The organism is Myroides odoratus (assembly GCF_965118575.1).
GTDB lineage: Bacteria > Bacteroidota > Bacteroidia > Flavobacteriales > Flavobacteriaceae > Flavobacterium > Flavobacterium odoratum_B.
In genome coordinates this window covers 1-26,293 of sequence record NZ_CBCPHW010000008.1, presented here as the reverse complement: position 1 = coordinate 26,293, position 26,293 = coordinate 1, and the positions used below count along the sequence as shown (strand labels likewise).

Genomic DNA, 26,293 nt, shown 5'->3' with positions numbered 1-26,293 from the left:
TCCTATTAAGAATGTCGGTATTCATTAGGCGTCATACCGACCTGCTTTTTAAAGAATTTCCCAAAAGAAGTTGCATCAGCATAGTTAAAATACTCTGCCAATTCTTTAATAGTTATTTTTGAGGACTTGATAAGAGCCTTTGCTTCCGCAATGATGTACTCAAACACCCACTCGTTGACCGTATTTCCAGTCTGCTGTTTTATGATGGTAGATAGGTACTTGGTTGATAACAGCAACTTTTCTGCATAAAACAAAGTATCTTTTTCATATCTGTAGTGTTTAAACAAAAGCTGATAGAACTCCCAGACCAACCTTTCTTTTTTTGTCAGGTTTTCGGTATCTAGTGAGGTATGGTTCTTTTCGATCAGGGCAAACTCATACATCCCGGACAATAGGGTATGTTGTATAATCTGCCTTCTAAACAAACTGTCCCCATGATTATATTTTTCAAACAAATTATCATAGAGTTTCATCAATATTTTATACTCTTCAATATCTGCTCTGAAATAGGAATTCTGCCGTGCATCAGGATAAAGGTATGAAGCATCGAACGCAGATACAAACTCAAGTGAGATTGACATATATTTCATCAAAAAATCACTACTTATTTCTTCTGGGTCGTATTGGACAATAGTTCCCGGTGAGAGTGCTATTACATCTCTTTCAGACAGAGGTATTGCTTTCAAGTTCACGCTTATAGAACCTCTCCCTTTTGTACATATACCAACAAGTAAGGAATTAATCTTTACTGGATGTTCGAGGGGGATACCAATAATATCCTCACTTGTATCTGATATTGCGAAATCATTCTTCAGGTTGTCATCCGCCGAATTCAAATGCGATACTTCTAGTGTGTAAATTGTTTTATTTTTTATCATCACATCATCTTTTAAGACAAATAAACCAAAAAAAATCAATTTAACCGTCCATTATTCCAAAAATCGTACCATGTGACTATATATTAGGAATGTATGACCTTTTTAATGTATACCATACATCGCAACTTTGCAATGTTAAAATATTGAATTAATCGGTATGAAAATTAGAAACTACTTAGTAATCGCCTCTCTTATCCTTCTTTTCGTTACAGGCTGTAAGAACAAAGAAAAGGAAACCCAAACTGAACAGCAGATTCCAGTAAAGGCAGTATTGATTGCCTTAAATGATATTGACGGACAAAGAAAATATATCGGTTCAGTCGAAGAATCTGCACTAACCCAACTTAGTTTTCAGGTTGCTGGAAATGTGAAGCAAATACTTGTTTCGGAAGGAAGCAAGGTCCACGCAGGTCAACTCATTGCAACTTTAGACAGAGCCCGGTATCAAAAGGCCTATGAGGTTGCAAAATCCCAGAAAAAGCAAGCTAAGGATGCTTATCAGAGACTTAAGATTATTTATGATAATAAGAGCTTACCTGAGATCAAGATTATTGAGGCTCAATCGCTTCTCGAACAAGCAGAAGCTGCGGAGTCGCTTGCTCTAAAAGATGTAGAAGACTGTAACCTCTATGCTCCTTACAGTGGCGTAATCGGAACCAAAGTTATTGATTTAGGTGCGAATGTAGCTGCCGGAATGCCAGTTTTCACCGTACTTAAAGTAGATAAAATACGGGTTAAAGTTTCCATTCCAGAGAATGATATAAAAGAGTTGAAAATCGGGGATGATGCAAATGTCTATGTAAAGACTTCAGATAAGAGTTATACTGGAAAAATTGTTGAAAAGGGAGTTGTTGCCAATCCATATTCCAGAGCCTACACGGTTAAAGTGGATATTTTAAATGGAAAAGACGAATTGCTTCCAGGAATGGACTGTAACATAACATTTAAGTCCGATAACGTAACAGGCTACTCACTTCCAATTTCTGTAATTCAAATTTCAGCAAGGAATGAACGATATGTCTGGAAGGTTAATAAAGACAATACTGTATTAAAACAATCAGTAAAAATAGGCGAGCTGACTTCTGATGGAGTTGTCGTACTAGAGGGGCTTGGAGAAGGAGACCGAATTGTTACCGAAGGTTTTCAGAAAATCTTTGAAGGATCTAAAGTTATCGTTAAATAAAAATTTGAACTAAAAGAAATGGCAAATAATATTAAAGCGGTAGCATGGGCTATGCGTTACCATAAAGTCGTGTTTTTGGTAACAGCACTACTTCTAATCGCAGGAATTGGCGGGCTGCTCTATATGCCCAAACAAGAATATCCAACCGTAACTATTAATCAGGGAATTATTGCAGGAATATACCCTGGAGCAAATTCAGAACAGGTTGCAAAACAGCTTACCAAGCCTTTGGAAGAACATCTTTTCAAAAATAAAGAAGTAAAAAGAAAGGCTACCTATTCACAATCCAAAGACGGCATTGTTTACGTTTATATTACGCTGAATGATAATGTAAAAAACAAGGATGAAGTCTGGGCAAAAATAAGACATGGATTAAACGAACTAAAACAGGAACTGCCTCCTGAGGTATTGGCATTGATAGTAGATTCAGATTTTGGCGAAACTTCAGCTTTACTGTTTTCAGTCGAGTCTGAAAGTAAGACCTATCGACAGCTTGAAGGCTATATGGAACAAATAGAATCCAGACTAAGACAGGTACCCGAAGTTTCAAAATTGACAAAATCAGGCCAGCAAAAAGAAAGGATTGCCATCTATCTGGATAAGGAAAAAATGGCAAAGAATGGCATCCAAGCTCAGCAAATCGGAGAAGTACTCTATACACAGGGACTGAAAGGATATGCAGGCGATATAGATAATGGAGATATGTCCATTCCAATCTATCTTAACACCGCAAATCAGACCGAGCAGAACATTGCTAACCAGATTATAAGGGGCGATGGACAGACGGACATTCTTCGCTTAAAGGATATAGCCAATGTTGTCAGAGAATATCCTGCACCTGACGATTTTATTAAGAATAACGGGAAAAAGTGCCTATTGATGTCTGTGGAGATGCAGACCGGAAACGATATTACTCGTTTCGGCAACGAATTAAACTCAATTCTTTTAGAGGAGGGAGCCAAACTTCCTGCCGATGTTAAGATCAGTACCATTGTCGATCAATCAAAGGTTGTACAAAAATCTGTGGACGAGTTTCTGGTAGAGATGCTCATCGCCATAATTTCGGTTGTACTTGTTACTGTATTTTTTATGCCGGTACGTGTTGCTGCAGTGGCAGCTACCTCTATTCCCATCACGATTTTTATTTCATTGGGGATTATGTATGCAGCAGGTTTTGAATTAAACGTTGTTACGTTTGCCGCACTTATTGTTGTACTAGGTTTGATTGTAGATGACTGTATCGTTATTGTCGACAGTTATATAGAGCATCTCGACGAAGGAATGTCCCGTTGGCATGCATCTATTGCAGGTGCAGGAGAGTACTTTAAATCGCTTGTTTCAGCAACGCTTATCATTAGTGTTACATTTTTTCCTTTTCTTATCACGCTGAAGGGGCCGAATAGAGATTTTATGTTCTCCTACCCGTGGACGTTGACAATTACACTCTTTGTTTCTCTTGCCGTAGCGTTGTTTATTATTCCCTTTATGCAGTATATACTGATAAAAAAGGGTCTGCATAAAGATAAGAAAGACACTAAGAAAAGTTTTCTTGACAGGATCCAGTTGGGCTATGATAAGATACTTCCCGTATTCTTTAAACGTCCGGTGCTAACGATGTCCATATTAATAACTTCTGTGGTGTTGGCTATGTTGATGCTGGGCAATGCGAAGATGAGAATGATGCCAATTGCAGAACGGGATCTGTTTGCAGTCGAAATTTATCTTCCACACGGAAATTCATTGGTTCAAACCGAAAAAGTGGCTGACAGTCTGGAAAAAATCCTAAAAAAGGATGATCGCGTTTTATCGATTACTTCTTTTATAGGAGCAAGCTCGCCACGTTTCCATTCAGGTTATTCACCAAATATGCCTTCTAAAAATTATGCTCAATTTATTGTAAACACCAAATCAAATAAAGCTACTGAAGAACTACTGAATGAATATGCGGACAAATATGCCTTTCATTTTCCAAGAGCTTATGTATTCTTCAAGCAGCTCGATAATGAAGTGGTACGCTATCCTATAGATGTACGATTGACAGGTGCTGATGCAGCCACATTAAAGTCGATGTCTAAGGAGCTAATCCGTGATTTATCTAAAATGGATGAATTCCTTTGGGTGCATAACGATGTAGAAAACCCATCGTCGTCGGTACAGATAAATATAGACCAACAGCTTGCCAACCGTCAAGGAATCTCCAACAATTCTGTCGCTCAAGAACTTGGCGTTATTAATAAAGGAATTGATATAACAAATGTTTGGGAGAATGACTACAAGATGAATGTCACCCTAAGAGGCGAAATAGACAGTTTACGGGAACTTAATCGTGTGGGTAATATTTACGTACCAAACATGGCCGGGGTATCCGTTCCGCTAAATCAAGTGTCCGAAGTTTCACCTGCATGGAGAGATGGACAAATAAATACCCGCAATGGCATTTATACCATCTCTGTACTTGCAGATCTGAAAAGAAATGTAAATCCAAATGATATATTTCCTAGTGTAAGTAATAAGGTTGATTCTCTTCTCAAGAATAAGGAGTATAAAAATATTGACGTTAAATATGGCGGTGTTTCAGAATCAAATGAAGAGTCGATACCACAAACGCTTCTTGCTCTTCTAATAGCCGTATTCATCATCTATTTTGTACTTGTTTTCCACTACAAGAAGATCAGTCTGGCGAACCTGACGCTGGCATCTACAATTCTTTGCTTTTTCGGTGCAGCATTCGGAATATGGGTAACCGGATTTGAATTCGGAATGACCTCTGTCCTAGGATTTGTATGTCTTATTGGTATTGTAATGAGAAATGGAATTATCCTTTTTGACTACGCTGATAAGCTTAGAAAAACTGAAAAGATGAGCGTAAAAGAAGCTGCATTGGAAGCTGGAAGAAGAAGAATGAGACCAATCGTTCTTACTTCAGTGGCAGCATCGGTTGGCGTAATTACAATGTTGGTTGTTGGAAGCCCACTTTGGGGGCCAATGGCAGCTATCATCTGTTTTGGAGCACTGTTCTCTATGGTCTTTATATTAACAATCCTGCCTGTCTCTTATTGGCTCGTATACAGAAAACAGGATACTAACATCGTAAAATAATGAAATCTGTTCACTATATATTTTTTGCTCTTTTCCTTTTGGTTACAAGTGGTGCATCAGCACAGACAAACTACACGCTAGAGCAATGCAAGGAACTCACGTTAAAGAATAACAATGCTCTAAAAGCTGACCGCTTATCAATGGAGGAAGCATCGTTAACTAAAAAAGAAGCCTTTACCAGCTATTTTCCAAAAGTTAATGCATTTGGATTTGGATATCATCTAAAGGAAGGGATGATTGGTAAAGAATCTGCAGAAATGATAAACATGCTTGGTTCAAGTTTTCCTGGGATGCCTAATGTAAGGGACAAGAGAAATGGATATATGCTAGGTATATCTTTGGAACAACCCGTTTTTACAGGAGGACAAATTTATTATGGAAATAAATTAGCTGAGTTAGGCGAAGATGTCAGTAAATATCAGACTCAGGAAGCTAAAAAAAATATACTGGTAAGTGTAGAGCAATACTATTGGACATTAGTATCCCTATATGAGAAACGCAAAACTATTGACGTAATGAAAAATCTAGCCGATAATCTATTTAGCGACGTGAAAGTTGCTGTAGATGCAGGTGTAACAAATAGGAATGATCTACTACAGGTACAGTTAAAACAAAATGAGATAAAGACAAGTGGTGTGGAGCTAGAAAACAGCATCAGCTTATTAAAAATTCAGCTTGCACAATTAATGAACGTAGATGGCGGTCAATTCGAAATTGAAACAAAGGATCAAGAGTATATTTCCAATCCCGTTACTCTCCTTGTGGATCATAACCAGGCCGTAACAAATACGAATATGCATAAGCTCCTAAGTAAAAACATTGAAGCGAAACAACTGGAAAAGAAAATAGAACGTGGTAAATTGCTTCCATACTTTGGTGTTGGGGCTGGCTATTACCAGTACAATGATATTTTCAAAAATACAAATCCGTCTACTATGGTTCACGCAACTTTATCACTTCCCATTTCAGACTGGTGGGGAGGTTCTTACAATCTCCGTAAAAAGCAAACTCAGATAGACAGGGCAGAATACGAGAAAACAGATACTGATCAAAAGCTTCTTGTCATGTTCCAGAGTTATTGGAACAAATTAAATGAAAATTACAACAAGATATTATTGGCTAAACAGGCCATAGAGACAGCCGAGGAAAATGTGCGGATAAACAAAGATCAATACCAAAATGGTCTGAGCATCTTAAGCGATCTTATTGATGCCCAGTCGCTATTACAACAGAGCAGAGATAAACATACAGAAGCCTATACAGGATTTCTGGTTGCCAGATACATCTATCTAAGAGAAACAGGAAGATAAATTATATAACAATGGAAAAAAGCAATTTTAAAAAGACACTTGGTTTTATATTTTTTGCCATCACGATCATATGCTGGATTGGCGCACCTATACTGCCGTTTACTGACATTCCCAATAAGGCAATTGTGACAACTACGGTCGTTATTGTTGGCGAGGTATTTTTCCTCTCAGCTATAGCCCTCCTAGGAAAAGAATATTGGGGTAAAATAAAGCAGTGGTTCAAAAGCCTATTCAGTAAGAAAACTAATAACCCATAGAGATAAAAATATTTAACAATATAAATGGCTATATACTACATGAATGTACATGATAATTTAAATTATTGGGAAAATGATCCCATCTAATAATAGGTGTTTGATATCAATTGTTTTTTTGTTCTTTTTTAGCAACCATGTATTTTCTCAAGACACCATAAGTAACAGCTATAGAGATAAAATAGAGATTACTACTTCATTTGGTATAAGTATCCCACGTTCAGATTTTATGAAGCATAGTAACATTGGTATAAGAACGATGACTGGCTTCCAATATCGGTACAACAAGAATATATTCTTCAGAGCAGTATATGAGATATCACTCTACAGTTTTACAAATACTAGGTCGGTCGATGGATTTTCCATTGTAAACAAAGGTAATCGATCTTTAATCGGGGCGTTCACAGATATCGGATTGAATAAAGGTATTAGAGATAGATTTGAAATTGGAGGTTTTGCGGGGTTTGGTGTTTTGTGGCTTACAAGCCCCTTTACAGAGGTTCAAGGAAGTATTGCCAGTATTAATACGCAGTCGAAAACAAAAGCTTATGAAACTTATCGATTGGGTGGTTTTGCATCATATCGTGTTAATAAAAGGTTTGTCGCTTATATCGAATTACAACATTTCAACGCTCTAAGGCGATCTCATGTATTTGGAAGTAAGCTTGGAGGTACCAATATCGCTTTAGGGTTTCGTACGAATTTGAGCAATCAAAAAAGATGATAGAACGCTAGTATAAGTTCTGATTAACAAAAAAAATAAAAGATTATGGATGAAGTAAATTCACAAAAAATAAAAATTAACTGTTCGGTAGAGCAGATTGTAGATATTTTTTTTCAGCTACATAACGAACTATATTTCGAGGGTAAGCCATTAATTGGCGGCAATCCAGAAGATTTGGCGAGAATAATTACGAACTCTTTTCTAGATTATGAAGGCAAGGCATTAGATCCCTCGTGGATTAAGACAATGTTAGTTCCATCCAGACCTAGTAGGGAGTATAAGATATTTATAATGTAACTCATCAAGTTAATATTTTTCAGACAAATTATGAGCTAGCGACTCAATAATGTCGAATAATTATAATCTAAAGTAGGAAAGGCAATTGAATAATGATAGTAAATAATAAAATTGGGATTACGCTTTCGGGAGGTGGGTTTAGAGGGATAGCTCACCTCGGTGTTCTCCAATATATGGAAGAGTTAGGAATCTCATTTGATGCTATTTCAGGTGCAAGTGCAGGTGCACTTATCGGTGCATTTATTGCTGAAGGCTACACTCCTGTTGAGATTTTCAAATTTGCAAAAACAGAAAACTTTTTCAACTACTCAGATTTGTTCCGAGGTAGTGGAGGGCTATTCAGTCCAGATATATTTGAAAGGATTATCACGAAGTATATCCCTCATGACAGCTTTGAGCAACTCAAAGTACCATTATATGTTTCCGTTACTGATCTTAGTAATGCCCGGTCTTTAGTATTCAATCAAGGTTCACTAAGTTTTGCAATTAAATCTTCATGTTGTTTTCCGATGGTTTTTATTCCAGTCAATTATCACAATGACACAATATTATGCGACGGGGGGATACTCAATAATTTTCCTAGTGAGCATATAAATGCAACGTGTGGAAAGAGTGTCGGTGTGAATGTGAATTCTATTGAGCTTACTAAGGGGCCATTGGGATATGGTGAAATTGTAGATAGGATTATCCGAATAATAACTTCAAAAATAGATAAAGACGGAGCAAATTACTGTGACGTTTTTATACAGCCTGGAGAACTTCGAAAGTTTTCTACTTTTGACACAAAACATATGGATGAAATATATCAAATAGGATATGAACATGCCAAAAAATTTCAAAATGATTTACTTTCTTTAATGGAGCATAATAACAGATCAATGCCATGATTTAGTGAACCATTACCTCTTGGCAGAAGTTAAATCTAATTTCATAACTCATAAAGGGCAACAATATAATAGATGAAAAAATACTGTTATGACAAATTACAGCAGCTAAATGATCACCTAAATGATTTATCATGCGATAAAACAATGTTATTCGCGGAAGATGCAATCGAAATTGCCAAAAAAAAACTGAATGAGGTAAAAGAGTTTATCATCGACCGAGGTTTTAAGGATACGAATGAAGAAATCTGTTTTTTTAAGAAGATAAAACCGCAGTTTGTTGCCAAGTTGATTTATTACAATGGTATTTATAAAATCGAAGCTAAAATACCTTGTGGCGGAGAAAAAGCAACGAGAAAATACTTAAAAAATGAGATTACCAAATTAAAGCGATATTTTGATAATAATCTTGAATTTTACAGATATTATAAAACAAATAGCACTTATCTAGATGATAAATATTTTTTGAGAGGGAAATATGACATAAAACTTAGCTTAGATACTTACTATTTTGAGACAGACCATAGCTTTAGTACTAGCCATGACTATAAAGTTGCAAAAATTTTAGCAAATGATCTTATTCAACTATATATTGAAGATAGGATTTTTAGACTTTCGAACATATTAACTACAAAAAATCCACAACAATCTCTGAATTGGACAGGAAGTAAGGCAGCGCTGGTTGAGCTTATTTATGCTTTGCAAGCGCAAGGAGTATTAGATCACGGGCATGCTGATATTAAACAGATATCAAGAGCATTTTCAAGGATGTTAAATATAGATCTTGGAGATTTTTATCACACTTATCTAGAGTTACGAAACAGAAAAATCAATAAAACTAAGTTTTTAGACTCTCTTCGAGATGGTTTAAGCAAAAAAATGGATGAACAAGATGATAGATCAGAAAATATATGATATTTGGTTAAAATGTATTTTTAATAGTTCTGTTCTTTGTTATTGAAGCATTTAATTCTGGAGGTTTAATTTCATTTTGATTATCTGCTTGTGTCTTCAACTGGGGAGCGATAGATAATTGTATCTTTCTTTCTACGGCTGCCAGTTCTGTTTTGAGTTCACCTAACCGGCTTTCCTTAGTCCAGGTACCATTGACCACTTCTTGAAGAATAGGCAGGTCTTTCTTCAGTTCAGAAATTTTCTCCTGTTCTTGTTTCACATAACCAGGGAGTTTTTCCAAAGCCTTTAAAAAATTCATCGATGCGGTTTCCGGATCTTTCGCCATTAGTCCATTGTTATAGTTGTATTTGATATTTCCTTCGCCCTGTACCAGAAAACGGTTTACCCGAATATCTACTCCTTCTTTTTCAGTCACTTCGGTTTTTACCAATAGATTAAATCCATAAATGCTACCAATTTCCTCATATTGGCCTCCGGTACGGGCTTTATCGGCAAGTTGGTTCAGCTTTTTACCAATTTGTTTAACATCGGCATTCAGTGGTAGACCGCTCAATTGGACGGGGTTTGCAATTGTACCATCAGAATGCTTTTGTAAGCGACCTTGTAAATTTTCCCAATCAAGGTTGATCCGGCCTAACCTTGATTGGGCACTATCCAGTAATTCTGTAAAGTCTTGCAGTTTGTACTTTGCGCTGAACTTGGAGCGGTTAAAAGCTTGTTTTTCACTTTCCAGCCCCGCAATCTGCTTTTCCAGTTTGGCCTTATCCAATAGCTCTGTATTTCCCGACAGGATGGCTACATATTCTGAAAAGTTCATTCCCGATTTTTCGTCCATACTGCCTTCATCAATAGTACGTTTGCCAAGATTGTTGGTTTTCAACTGGTCAATAAATAGCTGCTTATTGTACAGCAGGTTGAATTTATAGCTATCCAATGATTTTTCTACCGCATAGATGATGACATCTACTTTATTATTAGCAAAGAATTTTGCAATCTCATTGCCCTTACGAACGGCTCTGCCATCCCTTTGAGCAAGGTCGCTCGGTCTCCACGGCGTATCTAAATGATGAACGGCAACGGCTCTTTTTTGAGCATTTACGCCTGTACCCAGCATACTTGTTGAGCCGAACAGCACGCGGACCTTGCCCTCGTTCATCCCTTGAATAAGTTCCTTACGCTGCTTATCGGTTTTAGCTTCCTGAATAAAGCGGACTTCGTGCGCAGGTATGCCGTGGTCTTCCACAAGCTTGCGCTTGATTTCTGAGTAGACATTCCATTCGCCCGGCTTGTAGGTTCCCAGATCAGAGAAAACAAACTGCGTTCCTTTCTGCGCATTATATTGGTTGTAATATTTAGCAATATTTGTCGCACAATGTGAAGCCTTGTTATCAGGATGGTCTTCATATCTGCCGCTTACCATTCGCATATCAAGCGACATCTTGCGGGCATAATCCGTAGCAATAAGCATCTTTGCCTTTTCTTCGCTTTGAGATAAGGGAGCTCTTCCCAAAAGTTCTGCATTCCCGGTTTTGGCAAACTCCATCAGCTTTTGGATAAATACAGCCTGATCTGGTGTAGGCGGTATGTTATACAATACTTCATTTTTATTTGGGCGGTCAATGCCTATATCTTTTGCCGTTCTGTAATCTGTAATTTCTGAATAGAATTGAGCAAGTTCCGGCACTTTGATAAAGTATCGGAAGCGCTCTTTTGCGACGATATTATTAGCCACTGAAAATTCATAATCGGTCGTTTTTCTTGCATAGATAGCTGCCCAGGCATCGAAAGAATGGATACCCTGTTTTTCCATTGCTTTTGGCCGCAGGTATTTGAACAGGAGATACAATTCCGTTAATGAGTTGCTGATCGTCGTGCCCGAAAGAAAGGTTGCGCCCATATCCGCACCAGTGCGGTCCTGAATGGTACGGATGCCAAAGAGCAGGTTCATTGCCTTCAAGCTTCCGTCCACATTGCCCAATCCGGCAACCCGAGTATGCCTTGTATTGAACATCAGATTTTTAAATTGGTGGCTCTCATCTACAAAAAGATGGTCAATGCCCATCTTTTTAAAGTCCACCACATCATCTTTGCGGTTTTTAATATCGTGCTCAAGGGTTTTGAGCTTTACTTCAAGGTTTTCTTTCCGCTTGATTACTCCGGCAAGCATACCTCTGGTAACTTCCTTGCCTTGCGATTGCAGGGCATCGAGGTTACGCTCTACGCTGTCCAGTTCTATTTCTAAGATTTCTTTTTGTATTTCGGGCGACTGTGGTATCATCCCAAATTGGTCATGTGTAAGTATCACGCAATCCCAATCGTTATTTTTTATATCCCCAAAAATTCTTAGCCGTTTTTGGGGCGTAAAATCTTCTTTGCCCGGAAACAAAATTTTTGCATGTGGATAGGCGGTGCGGTAGGCTTCAGCAATTTCATGTACATTGCTTTTCAGCCCGATGATCATCGGTTTGTGCGCTAATCCCAAACGCTTCATTTCATGCGCTGCGGTACACATTACCAATGTTTTTCCCGCACCTACTTCGTGGTCGCAGATGGCACCGTTATTCAATTTTATCATCCAAACAGTGTCCTTTTGGCTGGAGTACAAATCTTGTATACCTAATGCCTTACGGTCCAGTCCCGGAAAGTCCTGATGTGACCCATCGTAATTTGGTCTTACAAAACAGTTAAAGGTGTCGTTGTATTGGTCGGTAAGCCTTCTTTTAAATTCATCGTTTTGAGCGTGAAGCCATTCGCTAAATCCGGTACGCATTTCATCAATCTTCGTATTCGCCATCTGTATGGCTTCCATATCCCGTACCTTCACTTCCTGATCGCCAATCATTACTTTTTTTGTGATGTCAGGTGTGGTATTTACCAATGCGTGTTTGAGCAGGGCAATACCGTCAAATGTCCGGCTCTCGGACTTTACCGCATATTTTTCCCATATATTTTGATTTCCCTGATTACAGGTGACTGAAAAGTCGTCGGAACTTTCAGAATAATGGATACGTACCTCAGTATCAAAAATATGCGAAGCGAACCGGGCGTAAATGCCAGTTGGTATCCAGCGTTCACCAAGATTAAAATCCAGTTCCTCAAATTCGATGCGTCTTGGTCTTGCTTCCTCCAAAACGGTAAGGCTTGCTTTGGCCTGGTTATCATCGGGATTGTTCTCAATGTAGGTTCTTACATCTTGGGCTTTCTCTACAACGTTACCTGCAACCCAGCGTTCTGCTATTTCGTATTCCTTTTGCACCGGATTATAGTAAATACGACCGTGTAAAGCTTCTTTCAAAGCATCATCGGGCATACTGCTTATTTCGGACATATAGCCCAAATCCACACCGCCATATTTGTTCAGCGATGCGGCCAATGCTTCTTCGGGATTGTCTGTTGCTATCGTTACGGTAGAGAAAGTTACAGGATGGCTGAATATATCGGCTTTGTGTACCACGCCACCAATTACACGCTCCAAATAAGGGACTTCTTTGCCTGCACTGTCTGTTTTAATGAGCTTGATATTATCGGCACTGTTGAGGTTGCCATACCTTTTTACAAAGTCGTCATATAGGCGGTTCAGTGTTTGCCTTTCTTCCTTATGTTCTATATGAAGTTCAGCTTCTTTGGTGTAAAGCTGTTGATAAATATCACGTACAGCAATATACGCTTCGGCTCTTGCTTTTTGCAGAGGTGGTAATTGCAAAGGGTGGAAAACTGGCGTACCGCCTGATGTATCTACATCTTGCAGGTGGCCAACCCAATCCTTATCCGCCACAAGGCAATCGTTGCGGTGGAACGATTTCGGTTCGCCACCATACGGAGCAGGTTCAGGAATGGTGGCGGGAATTGCTGGCCTATCAGTCAGCTCATTCCCCTTGATGTTTGAAAACAGATCACCGATGATTTCCTGTTTTTGTCCGTTGGATGCCGTATCTTTATTACTTGCCTTATTGGTAACAGGAGGCAAATAAGGCTGTTGCATTGCTGTAAACAGGTCGGTCTGGCGACCAATTGCACCTCTTCTTTTGTTAGTGCTTTGCTTTTTCGTCGTTCTTTTGGGTGAAGAAACAACCGCCAAAGGTTCAGCAATATCTGTAAACAGGTCGAAAATACTTAGCTGCTTCAATTCCTGCGGACTGTTTCCATTTGTTACTGAAATGGATAAGGGCTTTAATTCCCGTCGTATATTTACAGTTTCGTCAACCGGAGTTGTAACCTTTGGCGCAACCGGAATTCGTATCACTGGCTCATCATTACGTTCGCCACGATACTGCCCCAAATTCAGATACATTCCAAAATCATCAGAAAGCATTCCTTTAAGGTCTTTGGCTATTCCGGCAACACCGTCTTTATGTGTATAAATTAAGGCAGGCTGCCCGTAAGGGTCGGTATCTAATTTACTGTCGGTATGTACAATCCTCGTACTTTCCTTTAATAAAGCATTGCCAGGTGTGTTGTATTCGGTTGGTTTGCTTTGGCAAAATAATTCTTCTCTTTCAGTTAAGCCTTGCTTTGCCTTGTTCTTTTGCAGGATAATCAGATCGCTGCCGACTTCTGTACCAGCGTATTCCGTAAATAGATTATTAGGGAGCCGAACAACTGAGACCAAATCGTTTTCCTGCATCAGTGCCCTGCGTATGGGCTCATTTTTTTGGCTGTTCAGAATTCCTTGTGAAGTGATGTAGGCTAGCAAGCCACCATCGCGAAGCATATCAGTTCCTTTCAAAAAAAAGTAATTATGAATGCTTCTGGCTGCCTGAACTTTTGCACTGTCCTTGCTTCGGGAATAAGATAGGTCAAATATGGAGGTATCTCCAAAAGGAATGTTACTTGCAATTACATCATAGCTATTTTGTTCTTTTTCGGGTATTTCCTCAAAACCGCTTACACGTACTTTGCTTTCGGGATAGAGTTGTTTTAGTATTTTGCCTGTCAGTAGATCCTTTTCATAGGCGGTAACATTGGGTTGCTGATTTTCAGAAAAGGATTGTACAAATGAGCCGATACCTGCGGAGGGTTCGAGGAAATTTTTAATGGTAAGACCGCTTTCACGCAAGGTTGCGGAAATCGCATCTATGACCTGTGGCGGTGTGTAAAAAGCAGTAAGTACGGAGCTTTTCATACTGTCTACATACCTGCGGTATTGCTTATCGTTCCCAGAATTTTCTTTAAGAAGCTGGTGGAGTTCCTGAGTGGGCAGGAAAAGGTCGTGTTCCGTTTTTCTCCAATTATTGATGTCTATTTCGTTCTCTATGGGGTTCAGAACGAATTTAAGACCGCCAAATCCGCTGTATTGCATCATTAGCAGTCTTTCGCCTACGGTGGCTTGTCGGTTCTCCTTTTCAAGTTTAAAAGCAATTCGCAGGGCATCAATGTTCTGTTGGAGATGTTGCTTTTTACTGAAGTCCATTTTCCTCGATCCATATTGCGATGGTTCCGGTCAGTTCGGTATAGAGCAGGTCATACGCTGTGTTATAAGCGAAATCATCAGTTAGTTCATAACTGGAGAAAATAGCCTCACAAACGGGGAACATTTTAAGGGCAAACGGTCGCAGTTCCTCATCTGCCATTATGGTGTCAAACTCATTGCAGACTACTTGAAAAACTGTATCGAATTTCGAGAAGTACAGATGTTCAAACAGAATGTAATTGGCTATTTCGTTGCATTGCTCAATGGTGTTTCCCGAACGAAAAGCACCCTCATAGGCATTTGAAGCCCACGAAGAACGCTGGTCTATAAACTTTTGGTCGGTGGCTTTTTCGGGAAAGCTCGTGTTTAATAATTCTTGTAGTCGTAATCTGAAATACGACAGGTCTTTTTGCTGTGTAACCATACTATAATTTTGTTTAGAATTTTGTGTAAAACCTAAAATTAGAGTGGTAGCAAAGAGCCTTTATAGAAGTGGTAGGATTTGGCTTTGAGAGGCGATACTTGGCGTAAAACAAACTATTATCAAAGGATTTAATTTGTATTTTTGAAAAAAATCATGATATCCTTTTGTTTGCTATTTGAGTATAAGATGAAACTGCGAAAAAATATTGACTACTAACCATAAAATACTTATCACACATTGAATGGGAAAAATTATTATTGAAAACCTAAAAAGTATAACCAGATTGGAATTTAATATCCCGAGAAGTGGCATTCATGTTCTTACTGGAGTGAATGGATCCGGTAAAACGACGTTATTAGCTTGTTTACAGAGACTAACCGACTCTTATGCATTTCAAAGACATTTCAAATCGAGCAGCAATAATCAATTTGATAGCTTTAGAAATTCCAAAATAAGGTATGAGAACAATGGTTCCTTTGTGGAATATACTTACAGAAATACAAGATGGGCTCCTACTCCAAAACGAAAAGCCTCCTTGTTAAATACTATGGGCTACACCAATGCTTTTCTGGTATCGTCCAATGTAGAACGCTTTTATGTGCAGAATGAAGAATTGAATACCAGGGGCATTCAGGCCGCTCCGACATTCTACAAAGCATCAATGAATGAAATCTTTCACACCACTAAATACACTGAGCTAAGAAGAAAGAAACTGGATGGTAAAGGAAGAGGAAATGGCCGGGCAAATTACGGTTTTCTTTTGCCTGCCAAAAGTGTAGGGCACCAAAATCAATATTACACCGAAAAGAATTTCAGCCTTGGAGAACTTTTGATATTAAATGCTTTATTCCAGTTGGAAAACATTGCGGACGACTCCCTGATATTGATTGATGAGATAGAGCTTGCTTTACATCCAAAGGTACAGGTCAGCTTTCTTACATTTCTTCAAAAAATGGCCGTTCAAAAAAATCTTACGGTTATATTATCTACACATTCCAGCAGTCTTATCAAGAAGGCATCAAAGCTTATTTATCTGGAACGCAACCCCACAAATGGGCACGTAAATGTAGAGTACGACTGTTATCCAGCTCTGGCACTTCAAAATATGGCCATACAGGAAGAGGTACAACCGGATTTGGTTCTTTTCGTAGAGGATGACTATGCCAAATATATCATTGAACAACTTCTGAATTACTATTTTGGCACATTGGTGCAGCACCGCAGACCAATTATCAAGATACTTCCCGTTGGAGGATGGCCGCAAACACTACGGTTTACCATTTCATGTTCAAATTACCTGATACCACAGAATACAGGCGTATATGCCTTTCTAGATGCTGACGCATTGCCAGATATACAGGCTATACAGGCCGATGCAAACAGGAGTGGAAGCCAGCAGGAACTACTTAATCTTTATGTCGCCAATCAGGCAAGGATAAAATTTTTGCCTATCACGCCCGAATTGGGGCTTGTTACATTATTGAACGACCAGCCACACAACCATGCCCAACCATTAAGGGATATTTTTAATGAAGTCTTTGATATTGCTCAAATCATTATTGATGAGCAAAACCGTGGACGTCAATACCCTGCAAATCCACGAAAAGCAGCGAAAATAAGGATAGATTATTACATTGAGCGCATAGCAAACTACACAAACAGAGATGAAAATTATATCAAAATAAAACTTGCAGAGTATTATGCTCAGAACTATTGCCCTGCAAACCATCCGCAACTCCATCAGCTGTTTGGACCAATATTCTGATAGTATCAAACGAATAACTCTATTTGAAATGCTCGGTGGAAGTTGACGATAAGTTAATATTAAAATGTACTATTTTTAAGAAATGAATTATATAGAAAAAGTCGAAAGATTAAAGATTTTGGTTTCCGGTGCATCGACAGATGTGACCATTAGCGAAGAACAGGAGAAAGAATATAGGGGATTGAAGAATGAACTGAACCAGACTGCAAAGTTTAAAAAAAATCAATCCAAAGAATTTAAAATTTGTGCATCGCTGAAAGAATTCAGAAGGGAAATGCAGGCTAAAGGTGGATATGCCGAACGCCGGAAATACATCAATGAAATCTTCTATGCATTAATTGCAGATGAAGATACTTTATTGGACTCTATTGAAGAAATACAGCAGAGTGTCAACTTCGGACATTTGAATTTGTTGCCCGAGGATATCCAGCAAAGGGGAAAGGAAATGTCGGAGGTGTACCTGTATCTCTACTGCATAGAAAATTCGCTGAGAATATTTATTGAGGAGATTATGAAAACGGAAGCCGTTACTATCCCTAAAAAAGTGCAGGAAACGATAGACAAGCTAAAGAAAAGTGAACAGGAAAGCAAGTATCTGCCATTGCGTGGAGGCAATGATCTATTTTATTGTGATTTTATAGAGTTGGGCAAAATTATAGTAGGGAACTGGGCGATATTTGGCAAATATTTCCCGAAGAAAAATGAACATTGGTTAAATGTAATGATTGATGAACTATATAAAATTCGCTGTTTAGTAGCACATAATAGCTATGTTGGGAAAGATGAACGTGATGCTCTGAAGGTTTACTATAAAAGTATAACAGCACAATTACAGGTATAACTTAATAAAAGCATTAAAACTTATTTTATACTTTTGATCAGAAATTTTAATCCATTATCATAATGAACGAACTAATCGAAAAAATCAATGCTAGCTTTGAAACATTAAAAGCAGATGCAGAATTACAGGCAGAAAAAGGAAACAAAGCCGCAGGAACAAGAGCTCGTAAAACTTCTTTAGAGTTAGAAAAACTGTTGAAAGAATTTAGAAAATCATCTTTAGAAGCTTGTAAAGCATAATGATAAAACCCTCCAAATTTGGAGGGTTTGCTATTTATTAAGTATCTGAAGCATACTGCCGACTTCAATATCCATTCTCGAAAAGGCAAACCATTTTTTGCCCAGGTCTTTGAGTGATGCCCCGATGTGGTAAAGCTCCGTATCGTCAATAATCAAAAATCGGTCGTGGGCATCGGAGAAAACCTCAACCTCAATGGGAGGATATTGGCTGTTATACCGTTGCAAATCCAGCCGTAATTGATTGCTTATAGATTTGGTATAGATGGTGGCAGTTACATTTGTATTGCGTTTGCCCAATAAAGTAAGTACCGTATCGTCCACATAATTATCAAGCAGGATAATGGAGCTTCCGGCACTTCGGATAATATCGGAAACAAACGTATAGGCATCAAAAACCTGCCCGTTATAGAAAATACCTTTTTCGCTGTGGAGCTTATCGCTTTCCAATGCCTTAAATAATTCTTCAAATTTTTGGTCGGCTTCCAGTTGCTTCAGCTCTATTTTATCCAACCTGTGAAACAAAGAAGCATTGCTGATAAGCATACGCCGCATTTCTACAAAAGCTTCCATAATTTCAACACTTATTTTGACGGCAATATCTGAACGGAGTATGGCTGAAGCCATTGCGACTCCTTGTTCGGTAAAAACGTAGGGCAGATAACGTCTTCCACCGTAGTTCAAACTTGAGGTTCCAAATTGGAACCTCAAGTTGCTGGCTTCCTCTTCATTAAGTTGAAAGCAAAAAGAAGCCGGAAACCTTTCAATATTTCTTTTTACAGCTTTGTTGAGGTTCTTTGTTTCCACTTGATATAAGGAAGCGAGGTCGCTATCCAGCATTACTTGCTTGCCACGTATGGAATAAATCAGATTTCTGATTTCCGTTGTACTAATGTTAGGTTTATTTTCCATTACTTCTTGTAATTTTTGCTTTGCTCAAATTCAAAGGAACTATCGGCTTGCTCATTCAATACGATATAGGCATCGAACTTCTTTCCTGCCTTGCTTTTCATTCCTTTGATGAGCGAAGTTTTTCTTTTATTGACAAGGCTTTCAATATCGGCTATCCCAATTTGTACGCCACACACATTGCGAAACTGTACCCAACTACAAACTTCATCAGGGCACTTCACTATCTTATCACGGATAATGAGTTGCTGGCTTTTACATTTCGGGCAGTTAAGTTTGGGCAGGTTGCCGTTGGCAATGGAAGTTTGCAATAGTTCATTGGTAATAGATGAAGCATAGATTTCCATTTCCTTTTGAAATGCTCCGGCATCGGCTTCATTGTTTTCTATTTTCTGTAATGCCAATTCCCATTCAGCGGTCATTGCCACATCTGCAATTTTGCGGTCTTTTACGAGTTCATATACCTGCAATCCTTTTTCAGTCGGGATTAAGGATTTCTTATCCCTTTGGATATAATTTCGGGTAAACAAGGTTTCGATAATCGCCGCCCTTGTTGCAGGCGTACCAATACCAATATTTTGCAGGGCTTTACGTTCCTCTTCGTTTTCGATTTCCTTTCCGGCACTTTCCATAGCCGACAAAAGCCCTGCTTCGGTATAAAGCACAGGCGGTTTGGTTTGCTTTTCCAAAACGGTGGCTTCCTTAATTTTGAGTTCATCACCCTTTTTCAGTTCGAGCAAATCCTGTATAGGTTCGGTATCATCATCCGAGAAACTCCCTTTAATGGAACGCCAGCCTGCTTCCATAATCTTACAGCCTTTTGCCATAAAATCGTAATGCAATGCCTGTATAGCAATATCGGTTATCTCCTTGATACAGGCTTGTGAAATAGCTTCGAGCAACCGAAAGGCAATCATATCATAAACCGCATTTTCCTTAGCGTTAAGGGCAGACGGTATTTTATCCGTAATCAGCAAACCGTGATGGTCGGTAACACGCAGGTCGTTCACGATACGTTTGTTGAAACGACCCCATTTTACTTTGGCTACGGCTTGCTTACAGGTTTCTCTATCCTGCAATGCTCTCACGAGATTGGGAATTTCTGCCCATACATCTTCGGGAATGTATTTACTCCCTGTGCGTGGGTAAGTTATAAACTTCTTTTCGTAAAGGCTTTGGGCAATGTTTAGGGTTTCTTCGGCAGACAAATTCAACTTTTTGTTGGCTTCCTTTTGCAATCCGGTAAGGTCAAACAACAAAGGCGGTTGTTCTGTAACGTTCTTGGTTTCTACTGATGTAATTGTAGCCGTATCGCTTCGCTGAATGGCTTTCAATGTATCATCGGCGAGTTTTTGGTCTTCCCATTTGGTTTTGGAAAGGCTTTTAAAATCAATACCTGCTTTGTGATGCAACAACTGTATCTGCCAATATTTCTTTACCGAGAAGTTTTTGTTTTCGAGATAACGCCTGCATATCAAAGCCAGTGTGGGCGTTTGCACCCTGCCGAGCGAGTAAACCCCGTTACTTGCGGCAATGCTTAATGCCTGTGTAGCATTGATGCCCACCAACCAATCGGCACGGCTTCTGCCTTGTGCTGCCCGATACAACCCGTCAAATGCTGCCCCGTCTTTTAGGTTGTCAAAGCCTTGCTTGATGGCTTTTTCGGTAAGCGAGCTTATCCAAAGCCGTTCAAATGGTTTCTTGCATTTGAGGTGTTCATATATATAGCGAAAGATGAGTTCGCCCTCACGTCCTGCATCGGTAGCTACAATAATGCTATCGCTACGGTTGAAAAGCTGGTCTATTATTTTCAGTTGCTTCAACGCACCTGCATCAGCGGTATAGCCTTTGTCTTTTTTTACTTTCCGGACGGTCAGTAAAAACGGGTTGGGGAGTATCGGCAATGATGCTTTGTCAAATCCCGTAATACCGTAATCTTCGGGCATTCCCAATCCTATTAAATGACCGAATGCCCACGTAACAAAATAGCCGTTACCTGTCAGGTAGCCTTCCTTTTTATCAGATGCTCCCACAAGTCCGGCTATTTCCCTTGCTACGCTTGGTTTTTCTGCAATTATTGTTTTCATATTTTACTACATTTTTCTGCGTTTGGACTTTGCAGGTGCTTTAGGCTTTTCTTGTTGTTCCTGCTGTTGTTTGTTTTTAGGTGTTTGCTGTCCGGACTTCAAAGCCTCGTTGATATTTTTGGTCGCTTCGTTGGTCTTTCCCTCCGAATTGACGGCAACTTGCGTTTTATTTGTTTCGGCAGGTTTTGCCTGTGCCTTAACCTGGCTTGGAAAGGCAAAGTCGGTTTTTCCTGTTTCCTTGTTGAAAGTGATATAACCTTGATACGGTTGCCCTTTTTTATCCCTCAATCCGTCAATGTAAACCGTCTGCCCAGCTTTGAAATCCTTGTGCTGCTCATCGGTCAGTTCCTTGCCTCTGAATGTTTTTGGAGCTTCCTGTGGCTGGCTTTGCTGGTTACTTTGTCCATTGTTTTGGATTTTACCGTTGCTTTGGGTATGCCTGTTGGAATTATTGCGGTCAAACAGAAACTCAACATAACGCTTGTCTGCATTGAACTGTACCATTGCTGAAAATTCAGTTCCTTTCGTGGAAATCATTCCCTCTAACTTTAGCGGTTTACCCTCTATTAATGTTTGCTTTTGGGCATCGTCCAATTTCACTCCCTTAATTTCATCGGGAATTTTTATAAAATCCGTTCGCAGTGCAATTACATCGTTTGTCAGCCTGTCTATACTGATAATGGATGGCATTAGTTCGCCTGTTTTGGTGTTTTTCAAATCAACTACACGCCCCATATTACGTGTTTCGAGCAGGTTTTTCTTGTCTTCATCCGTGAATTTGTGTCCAAAAAATTCAAAATGTAGATTAGGCTCTTTTCTGATGCCGTGTATTCCCACCACAACTTTTCCGTCTTCGGCTTGCTGCAATGACAGGCGGGCATCTGTACGGAGAATAGTACCGCCCAGGTTAACACCAATTGGTAAGAGTTCATTAGTTTTATAACCTTTCAGTAAAGGGTCAAGCAGGTTTCTCTTTTCAAGGTATTCCTTGCTTAATCCGAGATTGGTCATTGTGTCCCAATCAATCTGCTCCGGTTTGTAGCGGTATTCGCTTACATCCGGCGTTGTCTGTGCTGTTTCCATATTTTTTTGATTTTCTTGTTTTATATCCTGTTGAGGTCCCGTTTTTACCTCGTGTTCTTTCATTACTTTTTCGCCTTCGGGAGTTGGTTTATCTACCTGCTTCTGCATTTCCTGTGCTTTCTCAACGGCGATAGGTGCAGGCACTTTGAAAAATGAAAAATTAGTAGGGTTCTTTAACTGGCTAAAAAAATTGGAGAAGAAGTTGGAAAAGAAATCGCCACTCTTGTCTACACGCATAAACTGATTTTGGTTTTTCTTCGTGGGTTCAACGGTTTCCATTTTCCCATTCTCATCAATACTCTTTACGGCTTGGATTTTCATTTTTTCTTTGTCCAGCACCAATAATATGTCCGATAATTGTTCTGGCATTTCCTGTTTGTTTGTGGTTTCTTCACTCATAGTCTCAAAATTTTAAAAGTTCACCGCCCAATGTAAAGGAAGCATTCACCGCATTGCCCGAAGTGGCATTCAAAGGCAGTGTTTGTCACTTATTGGCGTTCATTTTGTAGGAGGGTTGAAACTTTCCCTTATGAACTGATGCACATCGGACAGCTTGTAATACAGTTTACCGCTAATAGTATAATAGGGCAGTTTACCGATGGAGCGATACCGTTGCAGGGAACGGTTACTGATTTTTAGCATTTGCAACAAATCCTGATTATCCAACAATTCTTCGCCGTCGATACTATTACGTTTCTTTTGTAAACCATCTATGTTATCACCCAACATATCGAGGCGACCCATCAGGCGTTCCATCCACGCCAAAAATTCCATTCTGTCAATATTCATAGGAAAAATACTTTTAAGGGTTTTTAGTGGTCTTTAGCTTTCTACCTTTTTCGATATAGCTTTTGCCTTTTGCCATTAGCTCCTGTACAAACTCATCACTGCTCTGTATGGCATTAGTATTAAGCATATTCTTAATTGCTCCAATGGTGTAGAAATACTGACCGTAGATTTTTGAATAAGCTACTTCGCCTTTGGTACGCATACGCCACAATGTTTTCTCGCTGATGTGCAGATATTGGCATACCTCGTGGTTATTGAGCCACAGGTCATCATAGCTTTCATCTTCCTGTCTTTTCAGGTAGTCGGCAATGGCATTGATACGGCTGTTTAGCTGTTGCCACGCTTCTTCTTCAATGGTTATAATTTTCATTGCACAGCATTTAAAGTTCACTATGCAAAATTGTGAAAGGTGGCAGTGTTTGTCTGCCAAGCCTTGCCAATTGGTTTGGCAGTTTTTTGAATTTTTTTTGCAAACAGGAAAAACCCTTGTTTCATAAGGATTTAAATGTATTGTAGATATGTTGAGAGGGAGTTTTATCAACATTTGCCAATTGGCATATATGGGCAAAGAAAAAGCAGTACGTTTTGAGTACTGCTTTTAAATTACTGTATTGAAACAGCTAAAGGTCTTTATCCATATATTCTTCGAGGGATATTTTGAGTTGGTCTAAAAATGCCGTTCGGGAACCTGCCCTTGTTTTCATTCGATGGAAAGCATGATGTAGATCATTTAATGGGATCCGGAAAAGTATTTGGAACATTAGGCTTATTTTTCGGATACCAATCTTGCCGTGTGAAATAGCCCCTGAAGCATGGAGGGCATAAATTAGCTCAACAAGAGAATTTTTACTGTCCGTCCAGAATATATCTTTGTAACTTTCCGAGTTTTGCAAAATCAGATCAGGGTTTTCATCGGGATTGATTTTTGTAAGCAGGTACGAATAGAGTAATTCATTCGCAATAATTCTAGAAACTTTATAGTCGAAAAATGTTGAAAAAGATGGATCCATTTCGAATACAATGCTGTTTAATCCATCGTGATAGTTTATATTGCCTCGTTTAAAATATGAGTTATCACGATCTGTTCTTCCCGAGCGGTAATACCTATAGAAATCGGAATTACATATATGCTCAATATACTCCCGCTTCAGATTAGTCAACTGTTTAGAAAAGTAGCTGTTATACATTTTACCATTACTAACTGGACAGGCCGTTTCGGTACGATAAACCTTATTATAGTAAATCAATTTCCCGAGTATCTGCGGTTTTGTATTGCGAAAGAAAGTAATCTCCTCTACGTCATTTTTAAATTTCTCTTCAGCAATTAACTTTTTGACTGAAAGCAATAAGTCTTGGAGATATAACATCATTTCATGTGCCTCATCAATCAGACTTTTGTTTTGTGATGAAACCTTATCTTCTTTCTTGTGTATCTCTAAAATGATATTTTGTAAAGAGTATTTCATAGTCCGTATTTTTTACTGGAAGCACCAGATTTTAAAATCTGGTTTTCCTGATTTAAATCACAAACTTTGTTATTAAAAATGAGAATCTTTCCCAAGTTCTTCCCAACTTGGGAAAGATTTTTCTACATTTGTAATGTTGTTACAAGGAAAATGAATGAGAATGTATGCAATTAGCACCATTACTAAATCGTTACCGAAAACGATTTCCTTTTTTATAAGCTACTCTTTATAAGCTGCTTTCAACTTAACTAATCTTTTTTTTAAAAAAAAACTTCCTTCTCAAATGGATTTTTTTAAACGACCACTAAATCCCTCTTTCGGTTCTAGTCCAGTTGGTAAAAAAGGAATAGTGGTAAAAGGATGTATACGTAACAGATGTAGAGATTTTTTTATCTACAAATTGTAAATATTAAGGTGATGTGTTAGAATGATGTGATACAGGTCGAGGACTAGTTTTTCGCATATTACGATTTTTTTTAAATGAATTCTAAACTTAAATAGTAGATTTCTAATGATATAACTCTATTTGGTTCTTTTTGTGTTTAAATGAGCTGTCTATGATACAGAGTTATATATTTTTTGGGTCTCATTTTTTAGCTCATTTTTTTCACTTATTGAGATTTTAGTGGCCGTGTTTTTGCAATTTTTAGAAATAATTCTCCAAAAAGTGAAAAAATCAAGATAAAGAAAACACATTATTTTGAATGACATAGAAAATACACATATTGAGATTCTGTTGCGCCACAGGGGCATCTATATTTAAGTTATTCCATTTTTTAGATTTTTATAAATAATTAAGTGATGGTGTGAGATTTTTTAACAAAATACAAAAAATGATTAAAATATAATTTTGACATATATTGGTGTAGTATTCTTTATTTTATTTTGATTTTGTTGTGAATATTTGTAATAATTAAGGATTGTTGTGTAATTATATTTAATGAATGTACCTTTGTGTAGTTGACAATTATGAATTATCTAACAAAAAAATACAGAATATGATTCGAAGAGTAATTCCACTAGTAGTCCTTTTACTAAGTGGCACAGCAATGGCTCAAATTGGTATTGGGACTAAAAATGCAGCCACTTCCGCACAATTAGATATTGTATCAATTAAAAAAGGAGTTCTTTTACCAAGAGTAGAATTGGAAGCTAGAAATAATCGCTCTCCAATTGTAGGTGAAATGGTTGAAAGCCTTTTGGTTTATCATATAGGGAATAGCAATTTAAAAGCAGGATTCTATTATTGGAAATCAAATGCTTGGACTGCATTACTGTCTGATGATACTTTTACAGATCGGAAAAATAATACATTTACAATTGGAGGAAATCCAACTAAAAATGGGGAGGAATCTTTAATTATTACAGATACTGAAAATCACAGTGTGTACCTATCTATTGCAGCTATTGCCAATAACAGCACATTTATTACTAATTTGGTTGAGAATAATGAGTTCGTAACTAAACTTGGGGATAATATTGATTTTATCAATCATATTACTAACAATAATGAGTTCATTGAAAATATTATCAATGAATTAAAGAATACCTATGGAAATGTAAATTACGATTCAACCACCAATAAGTTCTTTTATTACGATGAAAATGGTGTGAAACACGAAATCGATTGGTCTGCATTAAATACAACTAACGTAAGTTTTACTTTAGTTGGTGATTTTTTAGTTGTTACCGATTCCAATAACGATTCAGTTCGTTTAGCGGTATCCGAAATAGCGAAT

Annotated in this window: 20 protein-coding genes and 1 pseudogene; 12 read left to right on the top strand and 9 right to left on the bottom strand. The window is 38.3% G+C overall.

The features are described 5' to 3' along the window. Positions 1 to 5 precede the first annotated feature (5 nt). Entirely contained in the window at positions 6 to 878 is an 873-nt protein-coding gene (locus tag ACMHJ2_RS08105; RefSeq protein WP_413512438.1) for a helix-turn-helix domain-containing protein, read from the bottom strand. 157 nt (positions 879 to 1,035) lie between these two features. Between ACMHJ2_RS08105 and ACMHJ2_RS08100 the strand changes: the two genes are divergently transcribed. From ACMHJ2_RS08100 to ACMHJ2_RS08065, 8 genes are all read left to right on the top strand, one after another. Then, positions 1,036 to 2,061 carry an efflux RND transporter periplasmic adaptor subunit gene (locus ACMHJ2_RS08100; protein ID WP_290297139.1) on the top strand — a complete coding sequence of 342 codons (1,026 nt, stop codon included), beginning with the start codon at positions 1,036 to 1,038 and terminating at the stop codon, positions 2,059 to 2,061. Between the two features lie 18 nt (positions 2,062 to 2,079). Further along, on the top strand, positions 2,080 to 5,160 hold the full coding sequence (locus ACMHJ2_RS08095) for an efflux RND transporter permease subunit (RefSeq protein ID WP_413512437.1): 3,081 nt from the start codon (positions 2,080 to 2,082) through the stop codon (positions 5,158 to 5,160). Further along, the gene (locus ACMHJ2_RS08090) at positions 5,160 to 6,470 is read left to right on the top strand and encodes a TolC family protein (protein WP_290297136.1); all 1,311 of its coding nucleotides are present in this window, start codon (positions 5,160 to 5,162) and stop codon (positions 6,468 to 6,470) included. Before ACMHJ2_RS08095 ends, ACMHJ2_RS08090 begins: the two co-directional genes overlap by 1 nt. A gap of 11 nt (positions 6,471 to 6,481) precedes the next feature. Further along, complete coding sequence (locus ACMHJ2_RS08085) at positions 6,482 to 6,727, top strand: transporter suffix domain-containing protein (protein ID WP_290297135.1); 246 nt, start codon at positions 6,482 to 6,484, stop codon at positions 6,725 to 6,727. 226 nt (positions 6,728 to 6,953) lie between these two features. Then, positions 6,954 to 7,448, top strand: a complete 495-nt coding sequence (locus tag ACMHJ2_RS08080) for a hypothetical protein (protein ID WP_413512436.1) — start codon at positions 6,954 to 6,956, stop codon at positions 7,446 to 7,448. A 45-nt stretch (positions 7,449 to 7,493) separates the two neighbouring features. Continuing rightward, positions 7,494 to 7,745, top strand: coding sequence for a hypothetical protein (locus tag ACMHJ2_RS08075; protein WP_290297133.1), 252 nt, complete (start codon positions 7,494 to 7,496; stop codon positions 7,743 to 7,745). 92 nt (positions 7,746 to 7,837) lie between these two features. Continuing rightward, the gene (locus ACMHJ2_RS08070) at positions 7,838 to 8,632 is read left to right on the top strand and encodes a patatin-like phospholipase family protein (protein ID WP_290297131.1); all 795 of its coding nucleotides are present in this window, start codon (positions 7,838 to 7,840) and stop codon (positions 8,630 to 8,632) included. A 72-nt stretch (positions 8,633 to 8,704) separates the two neighbouring features. Next, on the top strand, positions 8,705 to 9,544 hold the full coding sequence (locus ACMHJ2_RS08065) for an RteC domain-containing protein (RefSeq protein WP_290297129.1): 840 nt from the start codon (positions 8,705 to 8,707) through the stop codon (positions 9,542 to 9,544). A 7-nt stretch (positions 9,545 to 9,551) separates the two neighbouring features. Here the strand turns inward: ACMHJ2_RS08065 and ACMHJ2_RS08060 are convergent, their stop codons facing one another. After that, positions 9,552 to 14,954 carry an N-6 DNA methylase gene (locus ACMHJ2_RS08060; RefSeq protein ID WP_378170090.1) on the bottom strand — a complete coding sequence of 1,801 codons (5,403 nt, stop codon included), beginning with the start codon at positions 14,952 to 14,954 and terminating at the stop codon, positions 9,552 to 9,554. Next, entirely contained in the window at positions 14,941 to 15,378 is a 438-nt protein-coding gene (locus ACMHJ2_RS08055) for a DUF1896 domain-containing protein (protein ID WP_290297127.1), read from the bottom strand. The genes ACMHJ2_RS08060 and ACMHJ2_RS08055 overlap by 14 nt, the downstream gene beginning before the upstream one ends. Positions 15,379 to 15,619: 241 nt before the next feature. Here ACMHJ2_RS08055 and ACMHJ2_RS08050 point away from each other — a divergent pair, with 241 nt between their 5' ends. From ACMHJ2_RS08050 to ACMHJ2_RS08040, 3 genes are all read left to right on the top strand, one after another. Further along, a complete protein-coding gene (locus ACMHJ2_RS08050) occupies positions 15,620 to 17,143 on the top strand; it encodes an AAA family ATPase (RefSeq protein ID WP_290297125.1) in 1,524 nt (507 codons plus the stop codon). Between the two features lie 82 nt (positions 17,144 to 17,225). Next, the gene (locus ACMHJ2_RS08045; RefSeq protein WP_378170089.1) at positions 17,226 to 17,984 is read left to right on the top strand and encodes a hypothetical protein; all 759 of its coding nucleotides are present in this window, start codon (positions 17,226 to 17,228) and stop codon (positions 17,982 to 17,984) included. A gap of 62 nt (positions 17,985 to 18,046) precedes the next feature. Beyond that, positions 18,047 to 18,223, top strand: a complete 177-nt coding sequence (locus ACMHJ2_RS08040) for a histone H1 (RefSeq protein ID WP_290297121.1) — start codon at positions 18,047 to 18,049, stop codon at positions 18,221 to 18,223. A 30-nt stretch (positions 18,224 to 18,253) separates the two neighbouring features. On the opposite strand, the gene ACMHJ2_RS08035 is transcribed toward ACMHJ2_RS08040, so the two are convergent. From ACMHJ2_RS08035 to ACMHJ2_RS08010, 6 genes are all read right to left on the bottom strand, one after another. Beyond that, complete coding sequence (locus ACMHJ2_RS08035; protein ID WP_290297119.1) at positions 18,254 to 19,132, bottom strand: ORF6N domain-containing protein; 879 nt, start codon at positions 19,130 to 19,132, stop codon at positions 18,254 to 18,256. Beyond that, positions 19,132 to 21,216: a type IA DNA topoisomerase gene (locus ACMHJ2_RS08030; RefSeq protein WP_290297117.1), complete on the bottom strand. Its 2,085-nt coding sequence runs from the start codon at positions 21,214 to 21,216 to the stop codon at positions 19,132 to 19,134. Before ACMHJ2_RS08030 ends, ACMHJ2_RS08035 begins: the two co-directional genes overlap by 1 nt. A 6-nt stretch (positions 21,217 to 21,222) precedes the next feature. Further along, positions 21,223 to 22,698: a DUF3945 domain-containing protein gene (locus ACMHJ2_RS08025; protein ID WP_290297115.1), complete on the bottom strand. Its 1,476-nt coding sequence runs from the start codon at positions 22,696 to 22,698 to the stop codon at positions 21,223 to 21,225. 99 nt (positions 22,699 to 22,797) lie between these two features. Continuing rightward, the gene (locus ACMHJ2_RS08020; RefSeq protein ID WP_290297113.1) at positions 22,798 to 23,088 is read right to left on the bottom strand and encodes a helix-turn-helix domain-containing protein; all 291 of its coding nucleotides are present in this window, start codon (positions 23,086 to 23,088) and stop codon (positions 22,798 to 22,800) included. A 13-nt stretch (positions 23,089 to 23,101) separates the two neighbouring features. Then, positions 23,102 to 23,458, bottom strand: coding sequence for a helix-turn-helix domain-containing protein (locus ACMHJ2_RS08015; RefSeq protein ID WP_290297111.1), 357 nt, complete (start codon positions 23,456 to 23,458; stop codon positions 23,102 to 23,104). Between the two features lie 250 nt (positions 23,459 to 23,708). After that, positions 23,709 to 24,554: an RteC domain-containing protein gene (locus ACMHJ2_RS08010; protein WP_290297108.1), complete on the bottom strand. Its 846-nt coding sequence runs from the start codon at positions 24,552 to 24,554 to the stop codon at positions 23,709 to 23,711. Between the two features lie 998 nt (positions 24,555 to 25,552). Here ACMHJ2_RS08010 and ACMHJ2_RS08005 point away from each other — a divergent pair. Further along, positions 25,553 to 26,293 (top strand): annotated as a pseudogene (locus tag ACMHJ2_RS08005) (hypothetical protein); the annotation flags it as partial.